The sequence below is a fragment of the Streptomyces sp. NPDC048496 genome, from assembly GCF_043200055.1.
Classification (GTDB): Bacteria; Actinomycetota; Actinomycetes; order Streptomycetales; family Streptomycetaceae; genus Streptomyces.
On sequence record NZ_JBICXB010000074.1, the window covers coordinates 1 to 19,014 of the forward strand.

Consider the following 19,014-nt stretch of genomic DNA (forward strand, 5'->3'; position numbering starts at 1 on the left):
CCTCCTGGCCACCTGGACCGGCGCCTGCTCCATATGCGGCCAACCTGCCCCGACACCCGAACCCCACCACAGAACCTAACAAAGCCCTACTAGGCACAAGATGGGCACAGCCCGCGGTAGGTGACCTCGGCCTCGGACACCGTGAAGCCGAACCGTTCCACCGCCGGGAGGTCGGCCAGCGGATCGCCAGTCGGGTGGACGTCGCGGATGGTGCCGCAGTCGGAGCACACCAAGTGCTGGTGCGGGTGGTGTGCGTTGGGGTCGTAGCGCTTGGCGCGGCCGTCGGTGGAGACCTCTATGACCTCACCGAGGGAGACCATCTCGCCCAGGGTGTTGTAGACGGTCGCCCGGGAGATCTCGGGCAGTTGCTGCGCCGCGCGGGCGTGCACCTCGTCGGCCGTGAGATGCACGTGGTCGCCGTCGAGGACCTCCGCAACGACACGCCGCTGGGAGGTCATCCGCCAGCCACGTCCTCGCAGTCGCTCCAGCAGGTCACTCATATCGGTTCACCTATTCAGATTCGGTGGGATACCCGAATTTACCAGTGGAGGTCGGAGACCTGATCGAATATGGGTTTGGCATACTTCTTGACTGAGACTCTGTCCATCGTAGGATCGGTTTCGGCAATAGCACAGGGACAGGAAGACTCCAGTACGGCAGGAGACAGAGTGACGGGACCACGGCCGAGGAGCTGTGCGGTGCCGGCCTGCGGGTGGTGACGGCCACCCGCGTCGCGCTGCTCGAGACCGTCCGGGACGGTGACCAACTCGGCATCGAGGCGATCGCCTCCGGGGCGCGCGATCGGTGGGCCCCATCTCCCTTGAGGACGTGTGTGAGGCCCTCCACGCGCTCACTGCGGCGTGACCCGTACGCCGCATCGAACCGGCCGGCAGGCTGGCCCGGTTCGAGCGACGCCTCGGGGACAACCACCACCACATCGTGTGTCTGTTGTGCGGTGTCGTCGCGGACGGCGAACCGCGCGGTCGGTGAGGCGCCCCGCCTGCCCGCGTCCGACGACCACGGCTGCTCGATCAACAGGCCGAGGTCATCTGATGGAGCCTGTGCCCCGACTGTTCCACCACCCACAGTTCCTGAACACCGTGATCCGCCCAGTACGGAAGGATTCCCATGTCTGAGAACCATGATGCAATCGTCGTAGACGCGACAATGGAGGGCGGGGGTGGTTGCCCGGTCGTGCATGGGCGCGCCCCGCACCCGACTCAGGGGGGCGGAAACCGCCAGTGGTGGCCGGATCGGCTCAACCTGAAGGTCCTCGCCAAGAATCCGGCCGTGGCCAATCCCCTCGGCGAGGAGTTCGACTACGCCGAGGCGTTCAAGAGCCTCGACCTCCTGGCCGTGAAGCGGGACATCGCGGAGGTACTGACGGACTCGCAGGACTGGTGGCCGGCCGACTTTGGTCACTACGGCCCGTTCATGATCCGGATGGCGTGGCACAGCGCGGGCACCTACCGGATCAGCGACGGCCGCGGCGGCGCCGGGGCCGGCCAGCAGCGCTTCGCCCCCCTCAACAGCTGGCCGGACAACGGGAACCTCGACAAGGCCCGCCGCCTGCTGTGGCCGGTCAAGAAGAAGTACGGCCAGAGCATCTCGTGGGCCGACCTCATGATCCTCGCCGGTAACGTCGCCCTGGAGTCGATGGGCTTCAAGACCTTCGGCTTCGGCGGCGGTCGTGCGGACGTGTGGGAGCCCGACGAGGACGTCTACTGGGGTCCCGAGACCACCTGGCTCGGCGATGAGCGCTACACCGGCGACCGAGAGCTGGAAAACCCCCTCGGCGCGGTCCAGATGGGCCTCATCTACGTCAACCCGGAGGGCCCGAACGGCAACCCGGACCCGCTCGCCGCGGCCCGCGACATCCGTGAGACGTTCCGCCGGATGGCGATGAACGACGAGGAGACGGTCGCCCTGATCGCGGGTGGTCACACCTTCGGCAAGACGCACGGTGCAGGCCCCGCGGACAACGTCGGCCCCGACCCCGAGGGCGCTTCGCTCGAGGAGCAGGGCCTCGGCTGGAGGAACTCGTATCGCACCGGCAAGGGCGGCGACACGATCACCAGCGGCCTCGAGGGTACGTGGACGAACACCCCGGTGACCTGGGACAACAGTTTCTTCGAGATCCTGTTCGGCCACGAGTGGGAGCTGTTCCAGAGCCCCGCCGGTGCGCACCAGTGGAGGCCGAAGGACAGCGCCGGGGCGGGCACCGTCCCCGACGCCCACGACCCGTCGAAGAGCCACGCCCCGACGATGCTGACGACCGACCTCTCGCTCCGGTTCGACCCGGCCTACGAGCAGATCTCGCGACGCTTCCTCCAGAATCCCGACGAGTTCGCGGACGCCTTCGCCCGGGCGTGGTTCAAGCTGACCCACCGCGACATGGGCCCGATCGTGCGCTACCTCGGCCCGGAGGTCCCGGCCGAGACGCTGCTGTGGCAGGACCCTCTCCCCGTGGTGACGCACGAGCTCATCGATGCCGAGGACGTCGCCGCCCTCAAGGGGCAGATCCTAGCCTCTGACCTGTCGGTGTCCCAGCTCGTGTCCACCGCGTGGGCGTCGGCCTCGTCCTTCCGCGGCAGCGACAAGCGCGGCGGCGCCAACGGCTCGCGCATCCGCCTCCAGCCGCAGAACGGGTGGGCGGTCAACGACCCCGACCAGCTGGCGGCGGTGCTGCGCACCCTGGAGGGGATCCAGGAGTCCTTCAACGCCGCCCGGTCCGGCGGCAAACAGGTTTCGCTCGCCGATCTGATCGTGATCGCCGGTGGCGCGGCCGTCGAGCAGGCCGCCAAGGAAGCCGGCTTCGACGTCGAGGTGCCCTTCACGCCGGGCCGCGTGGACGCGTCGCAGGAGCAGACCGACGTGGAATCGTTCGCCGCGCTCGAGCCGACCGCCGACGGATTCCGCAACTACCTCGGGAAGGGGAACCGGCTGCCGGCTGAGTACCTGCTGATCGACCGGGCGAACCTGCTGACCCTGAGCGCCCCCGAGATGACGGTCCTCGTCGGTGGCCTCCGCGTCCTGGGCGCGAACTACCAGCAGTCGCCGCTCGGCGTCTTCACCACGACCCCCGGGTCTCTGACCAACGACTTCTTCGCCAACCTGCTCGACCTGAGCACGACGTGGAAGGCAACGTCCGAGGATGCGAATACGTTCGAGGGTCGCGACGCCGCCACGGGCGAGGTCAAGTGGACCGGCAGCCGCGCCGACCTCGTCTTCGGGTCGAACTCAGAGCTGCGCGCGCTCGCGGAGGTCTACGCGGGCGATGACGCGAAGAAGAAGTTCGTCAACGACTTCGTCGCGGCATGGGACAAGGTGATGAACCTCGACCGGTTCGACCTCGTCTGATCACGGTGTCAAGGTTCGCCCGCGCCGGGTGGCCACAGGTCCGGTCTCGAACATCGCACCCGTTGTCCTGGCCCTCAGGCACAACACCGGGGCGGTAACCGCTGTTGCTGCCATCGGCGGGTCGGTGACCGCAACTGGAGGCGCCCAGGCGGGCATGTGCTCCCGCCGATAGCCAGCGGCGGAGGACGAACCTCCGCCTGGCCGTAGGAAGCCCCGGACCGAAGATCCGGGGCTTCTCGCGTGCCCGCGTGGAGCGGCTCGGACAGCGGCGGTCCACACGGTGTGGTCGACGTGTTCGGTGAAGGTGATCACGGCAGCCCAAGGTTCCTGCCTGCGCGCAGGAACGTTTCATCGAGCCCTCGGGGCGTCCCAGGACCACTCTCCGTGCACCTGGCTCTCTGAAGGCACGGAACACCGCGAACAACCTGCTTCAGCTGTCGGCACCCTCGTCGAAGTGCCTCGGGTGCACGCGCACATGCTCGCCGCGTCGCACACGACGACTGCGGGACTTCTTTCAAAGTTCGGCTGAAGGCAGCAGCGCCCCGGGAATCGTGAGAGCACCGGGCCAGTCCCAGGAGCTTTTCACAGCGTGCGGTGCATGATGTGCAGCCCGACGTAGCCCTTCTTCGGGTGGCGGAAGCCCTCCGGCAGTGTGCCCAGCACCTCGAAGCCGAGTGCCCGGTACAGGTTCACCGCATGGACGTTGGTCTCCACCACCGCGTTGAACTGCATCGCCCGGTAGCCCGCAGTACGCGCCCACTGCATCGTGTATTCGCATAGCGCGCGCCCCACGCCCTGCCCGGAGTGCGCCGGGTCGACCATGTAGCTGGCGCTCGCGATGTGCGATCCGTTGCCCATGTGATTGCGGTTCATCTTTGCCGTGCCCAGGAGCGTACCCGAGTCGTCCACCGCGACGACGGTCCGGTTGGGGGATGGCAGGATCCACCAGTCACGGCCTTGGTCCTGGCCGAGATCCGTCGGATAGGTGAAGGTCTCACCTGCGGCGACGATGGTGTGGAAGAAGGGCCAGATGGCAGCCCAGTCCTCTTGACTGGCTTCCCTGATCAACATGCGGTCAGGATGCCTGAACGGGAACGCGAGCTCCAGCACTTTTCGGCCTGCAGATCAGGTACCGCCATTCGGGCTGACGGCCGTTCGATACGGTCCGACAGCGGACCCTTACGTCATGCAACCGTTCACATGACCGCACGTTGAACGAAGTGTCCGTCATATGCCAATCCGGGTTGATGTGGTGGCAGTTGTGAACCCGCGTGGTCCATGGGGCGGCTGCGTGAATCTGCGAGCTGGCCAGTACTGTGCGTCTTTACCGCTACTCAGCGATGAAACATGTGGAGGAACAATCCATGACCATACCCAGGAGATCGTTGCGTGCCGCGGGGACATTCGCGGCCGCTACGGTTGTCGGCCTGACCGGCGCGGTCCTTTCCGCCGGCCCGGCCGCAGCTCACACCCCCACCTGGGCCGTGACCTGTAATGAAGTGACGCTTGACCTGACCGCCTACAACAGCGACGTCGCCAACACGGTGACCGTCACTGTTGACGGCAAGGACCTCCTGCCTACCGAGACATTCGGCAAGGAGTTCCACAAGACGCTCGAACTGCCGAAGCACGACCAGGAACTGACAGTCCACCTGGTGGTGAAGGCCGGCGACGGCGACCGGTTCTCGAAGGACGACACCAAGCAGGCACCGGTGTGTGAGGACAACACCCCGACGGCCACCCCGACGCCCACGCCGACGGCGTCCGAGTCGAAGCCCGCCGAGGAGCCCACGACGGAGGCGCCCGCACCGAGCGCCACGCCGAGCCAGAGCTCCCCCGAGACCGCGCCTGCCGCGGCCTCGCCGAGCCCCAGTTCGCCCGACCTGGCCGAGACGGGTTCGTCGTCCGCCACGCCGATCATCGGTGGTGCGGCTGTCGCCGTGCTGCTGGCTGGTGGCGGCATCATGTGGTCCGTGCGCAAGCGTCGCACCGCGCAGGGCTGATGTAGCTCAGTAGTCCGCTGGTTCGGGCGCAGGACCGCGCAGGGGCCGCCGGACGAGGGGCGTGCCGCATCACGCAGTGCGTGACGGCGCGCCCCTCAGTGCTTCCTCAACTCGCGGCTTCCTCAACGTCGTTCCTCCGTGGGATCGGACGGATCCGGGGTCTCCGCAGGGTCTGCGGACTCATGGGCCTCCCTGGGAGTCGCCGCGGCAGCGACCGCGGGCCCGGAGGGGGGCGGTGTGGCAGGTCCGATCTCGCACCACACGGCCTTCCCCTCGCCGCGCGGCTCGACGCCCCAGCGGACGGCGACGGCGTCGAGGAGCAGCAGACCGCGTCCCGATGTCGCTGTCTCGCCGGGAGTCCGGCGCCTCGGCCAGGCACTGGAGCGGTCCTGCACCGAAAGCCGAACCCGGCGGACAGGCTCCGGAACGACCTCCAACGTCAGTACTGCCCCGCCCTCGGTGTGCAGAAGCACATTCACCAGCAGCTCACCGGTGACCAGTTCGGCGTCGTCGGCGAGATCGGCCATGTTCCAGTCCTGCAGTGCCTGACGCACGATGGAGCGGGCATCGGAGAGACCCTCGGGATCCGCCTGGTGGATGTACTGGTGCAAGCGCGGAGCCCGCCGCGAACCCGGGTCCGGACTGCGCCGGAGGATCAGCAGCGCCACATCGTCCCCCGCGCCCCAGCGCTCCCAGAGCCGGTCGGACAAATGGTCGGCCAGCGCCTGCGCACTCGCGGGCCCCGTGCTCACCTCGTGGATCAGCGCACAGACACCCGATTCGATATCGGCGCCCGGTTTCTCCACCAGCCCATCGGTGTACAGCACAAGGGTTTCGCCCGGCACCAGGTCGAGACGCGTCTCCGGGTACTCCTCGTTCCCGAAGTCGGTGAAGAGCCCGAGGGGCAGACCGCCCCGTATCTGCGGAGTGCCGACCCGGCCGTCCACGTGCCGGATCAGCGGACCGAAGTGCCCGGCGCGGACCACGCGTACGGTACCCGAGAGGAGGTCGACCTGGGCGTATGTGCAGGTGGCGAAGCGGTCCGTGTCCAGTTCGGCGAGAAAGCGCGAGGCTCGGGCCAGCACCGTCGCCGGCGGGTGTCCCTCGCCCGCGTACGCGCGCAGGGCGATGCGCAGCTGGCCCATGATGGCGGCCGCTGGGGTGTCATGTCCTTCCACGTCGCCCACGACGATGCCGAAGCGGTTCTTGGGCAGGGCGATCACGTCGTACCAGTCGCCGCCGACCTGCCGCCCGCTGCGTGCCGCGTGGTAGCGCACGGCGATCTCGCCGCCCTCGATCTCCTGGATCCGCCGGGGAAGCATCGCCGACTGCAGCCCGGTGGCGAACTCCCGTTCCTCATCGAAGAGGGTCGCCCGCTGCAATGACTGGGCCACGATCGCCGCGAGCCCCAGACACAGGTTGCGTTCGTCGGCGTTGAAGGCCGTCCGCTCGCAGTAGAAGAGCGCGAGACCGCCCAGCGATCGCGCCTGCGCGACCAGCGGAAGATAGGCGGCGGCGCGGAACTTCAGCTGGTCCGTGTACGGCTCCAGGGCCGGATACCGCCGCAGGAGGCCGGCGATCGAGGTCATGAAACAGGGCTGACCGCTGAGGACCGTATCGGCCAGCGGGAACCGCGGATCGAGGTTCCCGGACCCGATCTCGATGATGCTCTCCGGCGCGACCCCGCTCACCGCGATGACATTCATGGAGGTGTTCTCCACCAGACCGAGGGCGAGCCCGTCCGCGCCGAGCATGGCCAGACCGCTGGGACCGGTGAGCGTGGCGGTCACGTCGTTCACGCTCACCGCACGCGACATCGCACTTGTTGTGCGTTCAACGATGCTGGTCTGCCGTTGCCGGCGTTTCTCCAGGTCCAGCACGAAGGCCGAATGAGTGATCTCCGCCGTCGCATCCCGCACGACCCCGATGACCCGGTGCGCCCGCCCGTCGTCCCTCCGCAGAATCCGCGCCTGGACATGTGTCCACTGGTGGGTGCCGTTCTCGCGCGGAACCTGGAAATGGACGCTGTACGAACTGTGGACACCCGTGATGGCCTCGTCGATCGCAAGTTCCAGCCGGGCCCGTTCCGCCGGGTCGAGCCGCGAAACCAGAATTCCCGGGTCAGGGGTGAACTCCTCCGGGTCCAGTCCGAACACGAGCAGACCTGCCGCGTCGATGTCCAGTGACCGCGCATCCAGGTCCCACTCGAAGCTGCCCGTGCGATTCAGGGCAAGCCGCTCCTCCGTCCCTGTCTCGCCACTGTAGGGCCGGTCGATCTGCAGGCGGGGCGTATCGTCGGAGTCTGGCTCCCGGTCGTGGTCGGTCATTCCTGCTCCGGAGATCGTCCGGCGGGATTGGCGGACAGTACGGCCTGTATGTGCGCCTTGTGCGTGTCTCAATTGTCGAACCCGTCCCCGAGTACTGCCACAGCGGACCCGGCGCTCCCACCGGCCCGCCGAGCGCGTCCCTGCGGGTCCTCGGTACCCCTGCTGCCCCGGCCTGCGGACCGCCACCGCAGAATGAGCAACGGAAGATCGTCCGTGACCGGCGGGCGGTACAACCCAGGGGCTGACCGGAGCGCACTGATGAACAACGAAGACCCTGTCCTGCTGCACACCGAGGGCCGCACCCGGCACATCACGCTCAACCGCCCACGCGCCCTGAACGCGCTGACCCACACCATGGTGCTCCGCGTCGACGAAGCCCTCACCGGGGCAGAACACGACGACTCGGTGACCGCGGTGCTGATCAGCGGGGCGGGGGAGCGCGGCCTCTGCGCAGGCGGCGACATCCGCGCCGTATATGAGGACGCCCGCGCGGGCGGATCCGCGTCGCTGGACTTCTGGCGTGACGAGTACCGGCTCAATGCCCGTATCGCCCGCTTCCCCAAGCCGTACGTCGCGCTCATGGATGGCATCGTGATGGGCGGCGGGGTGGGCGTCTCGGCCCACGGAAGTGTCCGTGTGGTCACGGAACGCTCCCGCGTCGCCATGCCGGAGACGGGTATCGGCTTCGTACCCGACGTGGGCGGGACCCATCTCCTCGCCTCCGCACCCGGTGAACTCGGCACCCACCTGGCGCTCACCGGGGACGCCGTCGGAGCGGCCGACGCCCTGCTGTGCGGGCTCGCGGACCATTTCGTACCGTCGCGGCACCTCCCGGAACTGACCCGGGAACTGGCCGGGGCCGCCACGCCCACCGACGTTACGGAGGCGGTGCAGCAGTACGTCACCGAGGCGCCCGTCGCCGAACTGGCCGCGCATCGCGACTGGATCGACGCCTGCTATGCGGCGGACTCGGTCGAGGAGATCGTCGTCCGGCTCCAGAACTGCGGCGTATCCGCCGCGAAGGAGACCGCCGAGACGATTCTGGCCAAGTCGCCCACCGCACTCAAGACGACCCTTGCCTCGGTGCGCAGCGCCCGGCTCCTCAACAGCTTGGAGGAGGTGCTCGACCAGGAGTTCCGCGTCTCCTGCACCGCCTTCACCCGGCCCGATCTGGTGGAAGGTGTGCGCGCCCAGATCATCGACAAGGACCGCAAGCCGCAGTGGAGCCCGGCCCGGCTGGACCAGGTCACGACGGCTGACGTGGCAGCGTTCTTCACACCCTTGGGCGGCCGCGAACTCGGACTCGCCCGTGACGCCTCGGCCGCCGGCTGAGCCACACGGTGACCCGGGCGCGATTCACGGACCCGGCGGCGCCCGACACAAGCGGGCGAATCGTGACCCTTGTCTCGATCAGCGGGGGCTCACGCTCCTGCGCCACGCGGCGCAGCGCCTCCCGCACCGCGAGGGGTCCTGGCGGAGGAACGCCTGCTCGCGGGTATCGGTCCAGTGCCACGAGAGGGCGCGCACCACGACCCGGGCACCGACGGGATCGCCACCGCCCTCTGGGTTCGTGATCTCCTCGGCGGCCGGCTCCCGCATCACGCCGCCGGCGAGGGACTCTTCGTACTCCGCCGCCGGTTCCGGCTCTGCTGTGCAGACGAAATCGCAGGATGGGACCGTTCCTCCGGGCGGTGACTCGAAGTCCGGCTCCAACCTTCCGAACGTCGGCACGCCGGCGCCGATCGTCGGGCGTGGGTACACCGCTACGCCCCGAACCGGGCGGGCGAGTGCGAGCCTCCGTGGAGCTGCAGTCATGGCAGCCACGGTAGGGGCGGTGGCACCGCTGTGTCACCGGCATGTCGGCCGAGCTGCCCCGGCTTGCCCGCGGGCACCGCAGCCTGGGCCGCCACACTGCGTTATGCAGTGTTCCGTGCCGCTCAGCGACCGCTGCCGGACATGCTCGGCTGCAGGGTCCGCACGAGGTCGAAGAACCGGGCCTCATTACCGCAGAGCCCTGCACGTTGCAGTGCACCGTCGGCCTCCGCCATCGGCGAGGCGAGCAGGGGCAGGTACAACGGCGCCTCGTCCGGGTCCGCGAGGGCGGCCCGAGTGGCCTCCAGCAGCCGGACGTACGCCTGGGCCGCGACGAGTTCGTCATTGCGCATCTCAGCATCTCCTGGTCAGAGGTGTCGGACCATCAAGCATCTCTCATGGGTCTGACATTGATACGTGTAGCTGGGTTCCGGTGGCCACGGCTCTGACTGACGTCCTGCTGGGCTGTCCTGCGATGGGTCCGTCCGGCTGTCGGGACCCGTTCTTCATGGCTCCGGTCAGGTGGAACATCCGCTTGCGGGGCCCGCCCCTCATCACGTGCAGGGCCGACGCGCGGGCCGCCGCCCAGGGCGGGGCGAGTCCTTCGAGCAACTCCCCGAAATGTGCGCGAGAGACCCCGGACAGGGCAGGATGGGTACAGGCCGTACGGGTCCAGGTCAACTTCACAACTCGCCCAGCCCGTGAAGCCCTTCTCATGTCACGGCCGACTCACTCCCGTCCTTCCCCCAAGGTCGTTAGGGTAGGGCCCATGGCTTCCATAGATGTCTCCCTGCGTCCCGTGCACCCCAGCGATCTGCCTGTGTTCTTCCGGCACATGAGCGACCCCGAGTCGAATCGGATGGCCGCCTTCACCGCCGAGGACCCGACGGACCGGGCCCACTTCGACGCGCATTGGAAGCGCATCCTCGCCTCGCCCGACGTCGTCACCCGCACCGTGCTCGCGGACGGCGATGTGGTCGGGCACGCGGCCGTGTACGGCGAGCCGGGCGAGCGGGAGGTCACGTATTTCATCGATCGCTACTACTGGGGGCGGGGCATCGCGACCGCGGCGCTGCGGGGGCTGCTCGCCGAGGTCCCCGAACGCCCGCTGCTCGCCCGGGCGGCGGCGGACAACACCGGATCGGTGCGGGTCCTGGAGAAGTGCGGCTTCAAGGTCGTCGGCGAGGACCGGGGCTTCGCGAACGCGCGGGGAGCGGAGATCGACGAGCTGGTGCTGCGGTTGGACGGATAATTTTACCCACCCCGTTACTGTGCACGTACCGTTGACTGGGCTGAGCATTTTCACGCGAACGCCGACGTGGGCTGGAACCGGCACATCACACTCGCGATGCTCGCCTACGCCTTCCTTGCCGCGATGGCCGCCCAGGAACGCGAAAGAGGGGGTGCCGAGGCCGACACGCCCGACCTCGTGGATCTCACACCGGCAGAAATCCGCCGTCTGACGGCAGTTCAACCCCCGCCGCCGTTCAGCACGCCGCGACCACTCGGTGAGCTGGTCCCGCTGGAGGCGCCGCCACCAAGCATGCGCCCGACGTTGTCATTGCACGCGGCGCGGCCACACATTCGCGGGACGACCCCGGCAAGACCGCCGCACACCCACTACACTCCTCGCCGCCAGGCGGTTTACCAGCACAAATCCAGAAGTCCGGCTGGAGTACCAGGCCACAGAGAGGCACTCGACCGGGTAGCGCTGCATGATGCCCCACGCCCCGCCGCGAGAGGCAACCAGTGGCATTTACACGACCGTTCACACGCGTGTGACCTCCGGAACGGGTTGTCGATCCCCGCTCTGCGGTTCCGGATTCATGCACCGTGCGCTGCAGGGAAGTCCGCGTCCGCCGGGCCGGGTTCCGTGGAAGTGGACCGCAGGCTTCCGTTGGGCATGCCGACCTCGCGTTCGACGGTGTCCCAGACGAGTGCGTGGACATCGCCGTAAGGGGCATCGGCTCGCATGGACATCTGGACCAGGACCCCGTCGACGAGGACAAGGATGCGCAGGGCGCTGGCCGCCGGGTCGGCTACCTGGAAAACGCCGTCCTCTTGGCCCCGTCGGAGGATCTCGGCCAGGACGTCGAGTCCGTCGAGCATGCGCCGGTCTACTTCCGCAGCGAGTTCAGGGCGCCGTGGTGCGGCGACCCACGCGCTCATCCAGATGCGGGCTGCGGAAATTGCCTGTGAGCGTGGTCCACCCCGGCCACGGACCTTCCTTCGACGGCGAGCGCCTGCGCGAACTCGCCAGCGAATACATCGCCTCGCGTCGCGCTACCCAAGCGGAAGTGTGAGGATGCAATGGATGTGATGGTCAGACACGGCCTGCCGAAAGGCATCCGGCAAAAGAACGGTGAGCGGTTGCTTCTCACGCCAGGGCGGAACGCGAGGCCCGGCCGGTCAGCCGAGGTGGTGGCAGGCTCTCTGATTCGATCGCCTGAACTGGGTACAAACCACAGTCCCCTTGGGCATCTTCGGTCCACCGGGCTGGCCACGGTGTCCCCACAGGGTTTCCACCGCGACGCGGGGCACCCGTCCGTTATCGCCCGTCCATGAGGACCGCTTCCACCCGCTGGCCTTCGTTACACGGCCCGACATCTCGTATGACCACGGGGCCGATTATGTATGTTTCTTCCTCCCGGAGACCTTGTGCGCGATGATCAGCGGAACCCGCCGGGACGAGGTGCTGTACTGGAGCACGATGCAGTAGCCGCCTTCAGGCGTACAGCGGTGGGTTTTCACCGTGTGACAAGCTGTTGTATTTCCGATCGTGCGTTCGCTCTTGATCGAACAGGGCCTGGATCGGGTGAGTTGGCAGCTGTGCGCGTATGCAGGAAGGGCCTCCGAGGAAGGAGAGCACTCCGAACTGCTGCTCGCTCACGAGCCGTGAGAGCCTGTCATCGGTGAGTACGCGGGGGTGTGGGCCCGGTACCCGGCTGCTGCTCGTCCTTGCTCGTCCGTTCCGTGTTCGCGCTCATGGCGTGCCCTTCGGGGGAGTGGCAGTGGGACGTTCAGAGGTTTCGAGTGCTGCTCTGTGGCGCCGCGTGGAGATGGTTCGGTCGTACCGGGCGCAGCACCGTGAACGCGACGGCGAAAGCGGCGACGAGGAGGCCCGCGCCTACGGTGAAGGCCAGGTGGTAGCCGCCCGTCAGTGCCCTGGCCCGGTTCTCTCCGTTTGTGAGCAGTCCCTGTGTGCGGGAGGCCGCCAGCGTTGACAGCAGGGCGACGCCCACCGCCATACCGATCTGCTGGGTGGTGTTGAACAGCCCGGACGCGAGCCCGGCGTCATCGGCCCTCGCATCGGACATGCCGAGCGTGGTCAGCGCCGGGAGGGCGAGGCCGAAACCGGCCCCGAGCAGCATCACCGGGAGCAGATCGGTGAGGTAGTGCGCGTGTACGGGCACGCGGGCGAGCAGTCCGAGGACCCCGACCAGCATGACGAGCCCGGTCAGCAGGACCCGGCGTTCACCGAAGCGCGCATTGAGGCGCGCCGAGACCGCCAGGGACACCGCGCCGATCGCCAGGGCTGCCGGAAGCATCGCGAGTCCGGTCCGGGCGGAGCCGTAAACGAGGACCTTCTGCAGGTACAGGGCGACCAGGATCTGGAACGACAACAGCGCCGCGACCATGAGCAGTTGGACCAGATTGGCCCCCGCGACCGTACGCGATCGCAGGATGCGTAGCGGCATGAACGGGGTTCCGGTTGTGGCCTGGCGGGCGACGAATGCGCCGAGCAGGACGGCGGCGAGGGAGCCCAGCCCGAGCGTGTGCGCGGAGGTCCAGCCGTACTCCTCGACCTTGACGACTGTGTAGATGCCCATCATCAGCCCTGCGGTGACCAGGAGCGCGCCGGCGACGTCTGCGCCGGCCCGGAGGCCGAGACCGCGGTCGGCGGGCAGGACAGGCATGGCGACCATGAGCGCCGCGAGACCGATCGGGAGATTGATGAAGAAGATCCAGTGCCAGCTGAGCGCATCGGTGAGGATGCCGCCGAGCACCTGGCCGATCCCCGAACAACACCCGGCGCGTGTGACATTTCAGGGCTCGACCTCCAGGAACCGTCGGCGTCGGGGACCGCGGTACAGCAGCGCCGTCCAGCCCAGGTGCCCCAGCGCCGCCGCGCACCGGGTCAGTTCCGCCTCCTCCTCGTGCGCAGCCCCGCTGCCGGGCGGACCGAGCCACTCCACTCGTACGGTGCCGGGCGTCCCGCCCTCCTGTACGCGGTACCCGGAAGCGACCCGCTGCCCGGACGCATCAACGGCCGATGCGGGCACACCGGCCGCCTCCAGCGCCAGCGCGACCGCCCGCACCGTCCGATGGAGCTCCCACTGAGCCGGCACGCCCTCCGGGTCCGTCCGCCCGGTGTTGGTCAGCCGCCGGATCTGCAGCAGCCCCTCCCACGCCGTCCGCACCGACGCGGCACGATTCTCCGCCGGCCCCGGGGCCAAAGGGCCGTCCCCGGTGGCCGGTTCGAAACCTGTGTCGTGCTCGCTGCCCATCCGCGTCCCCTTTACCGGTCCCACACTCCTGCCAGTGTGCTGCGCCCCACTGACAAGGGCCCCGGACCACCCGCCCGACCGGCGACGACCCCCAGGAGCTAAGCCGAAACGCCCGGCCCGGCGCCGAGAACCTTTCCGGGGATTCAGGATCCCGTGCGGATCCAGCGCCGCCTTCACCGCATGATGCATGCCGAGGGAGCAGCGGCGATCACGACACTGCGCGACACGGACATGGTGCGGGGCGTCGCAGGTCTCCTGTCTACGGACGGCGACGCGAAGGGATGCGGACGGGCGTCGCGAACGGATCACGTCCGTGGTTCGTTGCACAGTGTGGCGTACCCGGAAGAACATTCGACGACCGGACCGAGGAGCCCCGTACATGCCCAGCCGTACCGACACCGGCCGCAACGACCCCAGCCGCACCCACCTGATCGAGCGGCTCATGGAACAGTTCCCGCACGTGCCGCGGGAAGCCGTCATCAAGGAGGACCTGCTCCGCGGCGGCGTGGCGTTCGACGAGTCCGCGCTCAGTGACAACGAGGACGGCGACGTCAAGCCGAAGTCGTACTTCATCTTCTCCTTCGACCACGGCACCCTGCCGGAGCTGGGAGCGGCCGCACTGCGACGCCCGCCGGAGGAGATCGTGCTCACCGGAGGCCCGTACGAGCTGCGCCGCACGGTTGTTTCGGTACGGGTGAACCCGGCGTCGCCCTACCGCGTCGCGGCCGACGAGGACGGCGCCCTGGGGCTGTACCTGGACGGCAGGCGGATCTCGGACGTGGGCCTGCCGCCGATGCCGGACTACTACCGGCACACGCTTGCCAACGGCAAGTCGGTGATGGAGGTCGCGCCCACCATCCAGTGGGGCTACCTCGTCTATCTGACGGTCTTCCGCGTCTGCCAGTACTTCGGTGCCAAGGAGGAGTGCCAGTACTGCGACATCAACCACAATTGGCGCCAGCACAAGGCGGCGGGACGCCCCTACACCGGGGTCAAGCCGGTCGAGGAGGTGCTGGAAGCACTCGCCATCATCGACCGCTACGACACCGCGAAGACCTCCACCGCCTACACCCTGACCGGCGGCGCCATCACCTCCCACATCGGGGGGCGCGACGAAGCCGATTTCTACGGGCAGTACGCCAAGGCGATCGAGGACGCCTTTCCCGGCCGCTGGATCGGCAAGGTTGTCGCGCAGGCCCTGCCGAAAGCCGATGTCCAGCGCTTCCACGACTACGGCGTCCAGATCTACCACCCCAACTATGAAGTGTGGGACCGTCGGCTGTTCGAGCTGTACTGCCCCGGCAAGGAGCGCTACGTGGGCCGCGACGAGTGGCACCGCCGGATCCTGGATTCCGCCGAGGTGTTCGGCGCCCGCAACGTCATTCCCAACTTCGTGGCGGGTGTGGAGATGGCCGAGCCGTTCGGCTTCACGACCGTCGACGAGGCCATCGACTCGACCACCGAGGGCCTGCGGTTCTTCATGTCGCACGGCATCACCCCGCGCTTCACGACATGGTGCCCGGAGCCCACCACGCCGCTGGGAAAGACCAACCCGGACGGCGCGCCACTGGAATACCACATCCGGCTGCTGGACGCGTACCGCTCGACGATGGAGGAGTACGGGCTCAGCTCGCCGCCCGGTTACGGCCCGCCCGGACCCGGTCGCGCCGTGTTCTCCGTCAGCTCGTTCATGGACAGCCTCCCGGCCGCACCGGACGACGCACGGTAGTCAGTCGTCGGACAGAGCCCGTGCGTCGGCCGCGAGTTCACGTACGACCTCGGCGAAGCCCCGCACCAGGGCGTTGTCCGCGCCGTCCACCCGGGCGAGCACGGTCCGCAGCGGCTCCGCATCCGTCAGGGGGACCCACGAGAGATCCGGCCGGGCGTAGTACTGCGCCATGCTGGAGGGTGCGAAGCAGATCGCCGACCCCTCCGCGACCTGCTCCAGCATTTCCTCGACGTTGTCGTTGGTCGGGCCCCAGCGCGGGCTCGACCCGTCCGGCCTGGGGTTGACCGCCCACCAGTCCACCCACTCGTGAGGCGCCTGCTCCGTCCACATCAGCGGCTCGTCGGCGACGTCGAGCCACAGGACCGACGGGGGGTGGATCCGGGCGGAAATCCGACCGGAACCCGCCACGTCGCCGATGGACGGAGCGGCGCGCCGATCCGTCAGGCACGCCACTCCGCCGTACGCTCCGGGGACGCCTCGGCCAGCGCCTTCGCGATGGTCTCGGCATCGCCCTGATTGCCGTAGACGGGCGTGCCGGGCTGCTGGCGCCACGACTCGTCCAGGCCGCCAGCGTCCACCGTGTCGAAGCCCAGCTCGTCGATGAGGTCGCGCACGGTCTGCTTGGCGTCCGCATCGTCACCGGCGACCGGCAGGGCCTGACGGCCGGGACTGCCCTTCGGGAGCGGCTTGGAGAGGATGTCCTCCGCGTACGTCCCGTTGAACGCCTTGATCACCGGGTGACCGATCTGCTCCTCGGTCCACCTGCTCTCCGGCAGGCCGTCCTCGATGGCGGCGATACGGCCGTCGCGCTGCTGCGGGTAGTAGTTGCCGGTGTCGATGACGACCACACCCTCCGCCGCCCCGTCGAGGAAACCCGCGGGCAGGCCGGGGACGGCCTTGACCGGGACGGTGACGACGACGACGCGCGCCCCGCGTGCCGCCTCCGCCACGGTGACCGGGGTGGCTCCGGTCTCCTCGGCGAGCGCCGTGAGCGTCTGCGGGCCACGGGAATTGGCGACGGACACCTCGTGGCCGAGCGCGGTGAGACGCCGGGTCAGGTTGCCGCCGATGTTGCCCGCTCCGACGATGCCGATCTTCATGGTTCCGACCTTCCGATGGTGGCGCGAAGTGCGATGCCGTCTTGTCGTTTCACCAACTCGTCGATGCTGAGACCTATTCCGGGTGGCCGGAAGAACGTTCCCCCTGGGGAGGGGCGGATGGGAACGGGCGGCTGCGGGCACGTACAGAGAGAGAAACGGAACCACAGAGCCCACTTGAAGGCGGTGCCCATGCTGCATGGCGTCGATGTCAGCTCGTATCAGTCGTCCTTCGACACGGACGGACTCGACTTCGTTTTCATCAAGGCCACCGAGGGCGGTTCGTACGTCAACCCGCACCTGTCCGCACAGGTCAAGCGAGCCAGGGACGCAGAATGCGTGGTCGGCTTCTATCACTTCCTGTGGCCGGGAAACCTCACCGCGCAGGCAGAGTACTTCGTGAGCAAGGCCCCGGAGAAGGCAGGCGATCTGCTCGCCGTGGACTGGGAAGTGACCGGTGACGGAACGCGGGCGAGCGATGCCGAGAAGGACCGCTTCATCCGCGAGGTCAAGCGCCTGAGGCCGCACCACCGGGTTCTGCTCTACTGCAACCGGCACTTCTGGCTGAACTACGACACCACGTCGTATGCCGGTGACGGTCTGTGGATCGCCGACTACGTGACCGCCGGCCATCCCCGTATCGAGGCGACCTGGCGCATCCATCAGTACGCCGACCACCCGCTCGACAAGGACGTGGCCGCCTTCGGCTCACGCAGCGCCATGCGCACCTGGGCGCGACCGTGACCGCTGTCTGTCTCAACGGCGGGCCGCGCCCATGACGGGCAGGACGGTAAGGAACCGGGCCGCGGAGCCGCTGGCCGAGCGTGACTGCGGCTGTGGCACATGGCCGTACTTGCCGCGTTCGTCGACTTCGATCCCCATGTGCAAAGGGAGTTGGCATCCAGATCCGCGATCGACCGCAGTGACATCGTGAAGGTCGCGGACGACCTCGCGGTCGCAGGCCTGACGGACCGCGCTCGCGACGCCGGCGACCCGCGCCGCGTCACCGTCACACCGACACCGGCGGGCCGATCCGTGCTCGCAGAGATCCAGTCGGACACCCGGAACGTGCGGGAAGAGCTTATGGCGCCGCTGACCGAAGAAGAACGCACGCAGTTGGAAGACCTGTTGAGGCGCGTCTACGTGCACATCAACCATGAAGAGGACGGACAACGGCCAAGTCGCTGACCGAATCCAGGGTTCCGGTGCGGCAGACTTCTACGGTGACCACAGCAGCTCAACCGCCCCGCGACCGTGCGCTCGGGCGCGGCATCACCACCCTCATCCCGCAGGCTTCGAGCGTGACCCCGGCGGAGCAGGCGGCCGCGGTACTGGCCGGAATGCGGAGCGTTCCGGTGCGCATCGGGGTCCTCCAGGCGGCCGTTGTGCTCCTGGAGGAGCGTGTGCGTACGACAGAGGACGACACGGAGCGTCGGGCGGCGGCCACGACCGTGGCCATGCTCCGCGGTGCGATCGCCCAAGCGGGCTGAACCGCCACCGCGGCGTAGTCCGGTGCGGATCGGTTGCGCCCGCTCACTCCGGCCACGGGGAGTCGAGGATCGTACGGACGAAGTCCCCGCGCTCGAATCCGGGCACATAGTGCTGCAGCACATCGGCCTTCACATTGCCGAAGGTCGTCTCCGGTTTTGGCCGGATCTCGTCGGTAAACGCGGCGAGAATGCGCCGCTTGAAGTCCGGCCGCGGATGCAGGGCGACAATCTCCGCCCGGTCGGCCGCCGAGATGTCCTCGTAGCCGATACCGAGCACATCGTATTCGACCCCGGCCGTCACCAGGGCTACTTCCGGCTCCATGAACTGCGGGCCCGGGCAGCGTGCCGAGAGCGCGCCGAGGACCTGGGGGAGACCCCTGATGCCACGATCCGAATGCCGCGTCCGGCGGGCGCGGGGACCTGCGTGGGTATCAGTGCCCAGGACGGGCTGGATTTCGGACGCCAGTCCTGGAGGTCTCGGCGAATCCGGACCCTGGCGGCTGCTGCGCAACTCCCATGCAGTGCCACCCCCATCCCTGGCCCGCCCATGAGCAGCACGGACCTGCGCTGAAAAGGAGATCCGTGCAGGGCACTGAACCTTTCTCGGTAACGTCTCGTGACGCTTTGTGATCTTCGTTCAGGCGGTGCGGCCGTGTTCGAGCTGGAGCAGGACGAGGGCGGCTCGGGC

Annotated in this window: 16 protein-coding genes and 3 pseudogenes; 9 read left to right on the plus strand and 10 right to left on the minus strand. The window is 68.2% G+C overall.

The genetic code is table 11. The annotated features are described in order from the left end of the window. Positions 1 to 89 precede the first annotated feature (89 nt). On the minus strand, positions 90 to 500 hold the full coding sequence (locus ACGFSA_RS32680) for a Fur family transcriptional regulator (protein WP_393309654.1): 411 nt from the start codon (positions 498 to 500) through the stop codon (positions 90 to 92). A 215-nt stretch (positions 501 to 715) separates the two neighbouring features. Between ACGFSA_RS32680 and ACGFSA_RS32685 the strand changes: the two are divergent. After that, positions 716 to 1,053 (plus strand): annotated as a pseudogene (locus ACGFSA_RS32685) (Fur family transcriptional regulator). A 75-nt stretch (positions 1,054 to 1,128) separates the two neighbouring features. After that, complete coding sequence (gene katG / locus ACGFSA_RS32690) at positions 1,129 to 3,360, plus strand: catalase/peroxidase HPI (protein ID WP_393309655.1); 2,232 nt, start codon at positions 1,129 to 1,131, stop codon at positions 3,358 to 3,360. Between the two features lie 582 nt (positions 3,361 to 3,942). On the opposite strand, the gene ACGFSA_RS32695 is transcribed toward katG, so the two are convergent. After that, positions 3,943 to 4,431, minus strand: a complete 489-nt coding sequence (locus tag ACGFSA_RS32695) for a GNAT family N-acetyltransferase (protein ID WP_393309656.1) — start codon at positions 4,429 to 4,431, stop codon at positions 3,943 to 3,945. Between the two features lie 293 nt (positions 4,432 to 4,724). Here ACGFSA_RS32695 and ACGFSA_RS32700 point away from each other — a divergent pair, with 293 nt between their 5' ends. Continuing rightward, the gene (locus ACGFSA_RS32700; protein ID WP_393309657.1) at positions 4,725 to 5,363 is read left to right on the plus strand and encodes an LAETG motif-containing sortase-dependent surface protein; all 639 of its coding nucleotides are present in this window, start codon (positions 4,725 to 4,727) and stop codon (positions 5,361 to 5,363) included. 122 nt (positions 5,364 to 5,485) lie between these two features. Here ACGFSA_RS32700 and ACGFSA_RS32705 read toward each other — a convergent pair whose 3' ends face one another. Continuing rightward, positions 5,486 to 7,690, minus strand: coding sequence for a SpoIIE family protein phosphatase (locus ACGFSA_RS32705; RefSeq protein WP_393309658.1), 2,205 nt, complete (start codon positions 7,688 to 7,690; stop codon positions 5,486 to 5,488). Positions 7,691 to 7,948: 258 nt separating this feature from the next. Between ACGFSA_RS32705 and ACGFSA_RS32710 the strand changes: the two genes are divergently transcribed. Further along, positions 7,949 to 9,022, plus strand: a complete 1,074-nt coding sequence (locus tag ACGFSA_RS32710; protein ID WP_393309659.1) for an enoyl-CoA hydratase/isomerase family protein — start codon at positions 7,949 to 7,951, stop codon at positions 9,020 to 9,022. A gap of 605 nt (positions 9,023 to 9,627) precedes the next feature. Here ACGFSA_RS32710 and ACGFSA_RS32715 read toward each other — a convergent pair. Further along, positions 9,628 to 9,855: a hypothetical protein gene (locus tag ACGFSA_RS32715; protein ID WP_393309660.1), complete on the minus strand. Its 228-nt coding sequence runs from the start codon at positions 9,853 to 9,855 to the stop codon at positions 9,628 to 9,630. Between the two features lie 425 nt (positions 9,856 to 10,280). On the opposite strand from ACGFSA_RS32715, the gene ACGFSA_RS32720 reads away from it, so the two are divergent. Beyond that, positions 10,281 to 10,754, plus strand: coding sequence for a GNAT family N-acetyltransferase (locus ACGFSA_RS32720; protein WP_037692131.1), 474 nt, complete (start codon positions 10,281 to 10,283; stop codon positions 10,752 to 10,754). Between the two features lie 572 nt (positions 10,755 to 11,326). On the opposite strand, the gene ACGFSA_RS32725 is transcribed toward ACGFSA_RS32720, so the two are convergent. The 3 genes and pseudogenes from ACGFSA_RS32725 to ACGFSA_RS32735 all read right to left on the minus strand — a co-directional run bounded on the left by ACGFSA_RS32725 (position 11,327) and on the right by ACGFSA_RS32735 (position 14,010). Then, on the minus strand, positions 11,327 to 11,767 hold the full coding sequence (locus tag ACGFSA_RS32725) for a TetR family transcriptional regulator C-terminal domain-containing protein (protein ID WP_393309668.1): 441 nt from the start codon (positions 11,765 to 11,767) through the stop codon (positions 11,327 to 11,329). Between the two features lie 755 nt (positions 11,768 to 12,522). Next, positions 12,523 to 13,524 (minus strand): annotated as a pseudogene (locus ACGFSA_RS32730) (MFS transporter); the annotation flags it as partial. A 24-nt stretch (positions 13,525 to 13,548) separates the two neighbouring features. Further along, positions 13,549 to 14,010: a hypothetical protein gene (locus ACGFSA_RS32735; protein WP_393309661.1), complete on the minus strand. Its 462-nt coding sequence runs from the start codon at positions 14,008 to 14,010 to the stop codon at positions 13,549 to 13,551. A 379-nt stretch (positions 14,011 to 14,389) separates the two neighbouring features. Between ACGFSA_RS32735 and ACGFSA_RS32740 the strand changes: the two genes are divergently transcribed. Further along, complete coding sequence (locus tag ACGFSA_RS32740) at positions 14,390 to 15,739, plus strand: radical SAM protein (protein WP_393309662.1); 1,350 nt, start codon at positions 14,390 to 14,392, stop codon at positions 15,737 to 15,739. On the opposite strand, the gene ACGFSA_RS32745 is transcribed toward ACGFSA_RS32740, so the two are convergent. Further along, positions 15,740 to 16,147 carry a LysR substrate-binding domain-containing protein gene (locus tag ACGFSA_RS32745; RefSeq protein WP_393309663.1) on the minus strand — a complete coding sequence of 136 codons (408 nt, stop codon included), beginning with the start codon at positions 16,145 to 16,147 and terminating at the stop codon, positions 15,740 to 15,742. It lies immediately after the preceding gene. Between the two features lie 32 nt (positions 16,148 to 16,179). Further along, complete coding sequence (locus ACGFSA_RS32750) at positions 16,180 to 17,037, minus strand: NADPH-dependent F420 reductase (RefSeq protein ID WP_393309664.1); 858 nt, start codon at positions 17,035 to 17,037, stop codon at positions 16,180 to 16,182. Here ACGFSA_RS32750 and ACGFSA_RS32755 point away from each other — a divergent pair. From ACGFSA_RS32755 to ACGFSA_RS32765, 3 genes are all read left to right on the plus strand, one after another. Continuing rightward, a complete protein-coding gene (locus tag ACGFSA_RS32755) occupies positions 17,029 to 17,580 on the plus strand; it encodes a glycoside hydrolase family 25 protein (protein WP_393309665.1) in 552 nt (183 codons plus the stop codon). The genes ACGFSA_RS32750 and ACGFSA_RS32755 overlap by 9 nt on opposite strands. Positions 17,581 to 17,679: 99 nt before the next feature. After that, positions 17,680 to 18,024: a MarR family winged helix-turn-helix transcriptional regulator gene (locus ACGFSA_RS32760; protein ID WP_393309666.1), complete on the plus strand. Its 345-nt coding sequence runs from the start codon at positions 17,680 to 17,682 to the stop codon at positions 18,022 to 18,024. Between the two features lie 35 nt (positions 18,025 to 18,059). Then, positions 18,060 to 18,326, plus strand: a complete 267-nt coding sequence (locus ACGFSA_RS32765) for a hypothetical protein (protein WP_393309667.1) — start codon at positions 18,060 to 18,062, stop codon at positions 18,324 to 18,326. A gap of 43 nt (positions 18,327 to 18,369) precedes the next feature. Here ACGFSA_RS32765 and ACGFSA_RS32770 read toward each other — a convergent pair. Further along, a pseudogene (locus ACGFSA_RS32770) lies at positions 18,370 to 18,663 on the minus strand (diguanylate cyclase); the annotation flags it as partial. Between the last annotated feature and the right edge of the window lie 351 nt (positions 18,664 to 19,014).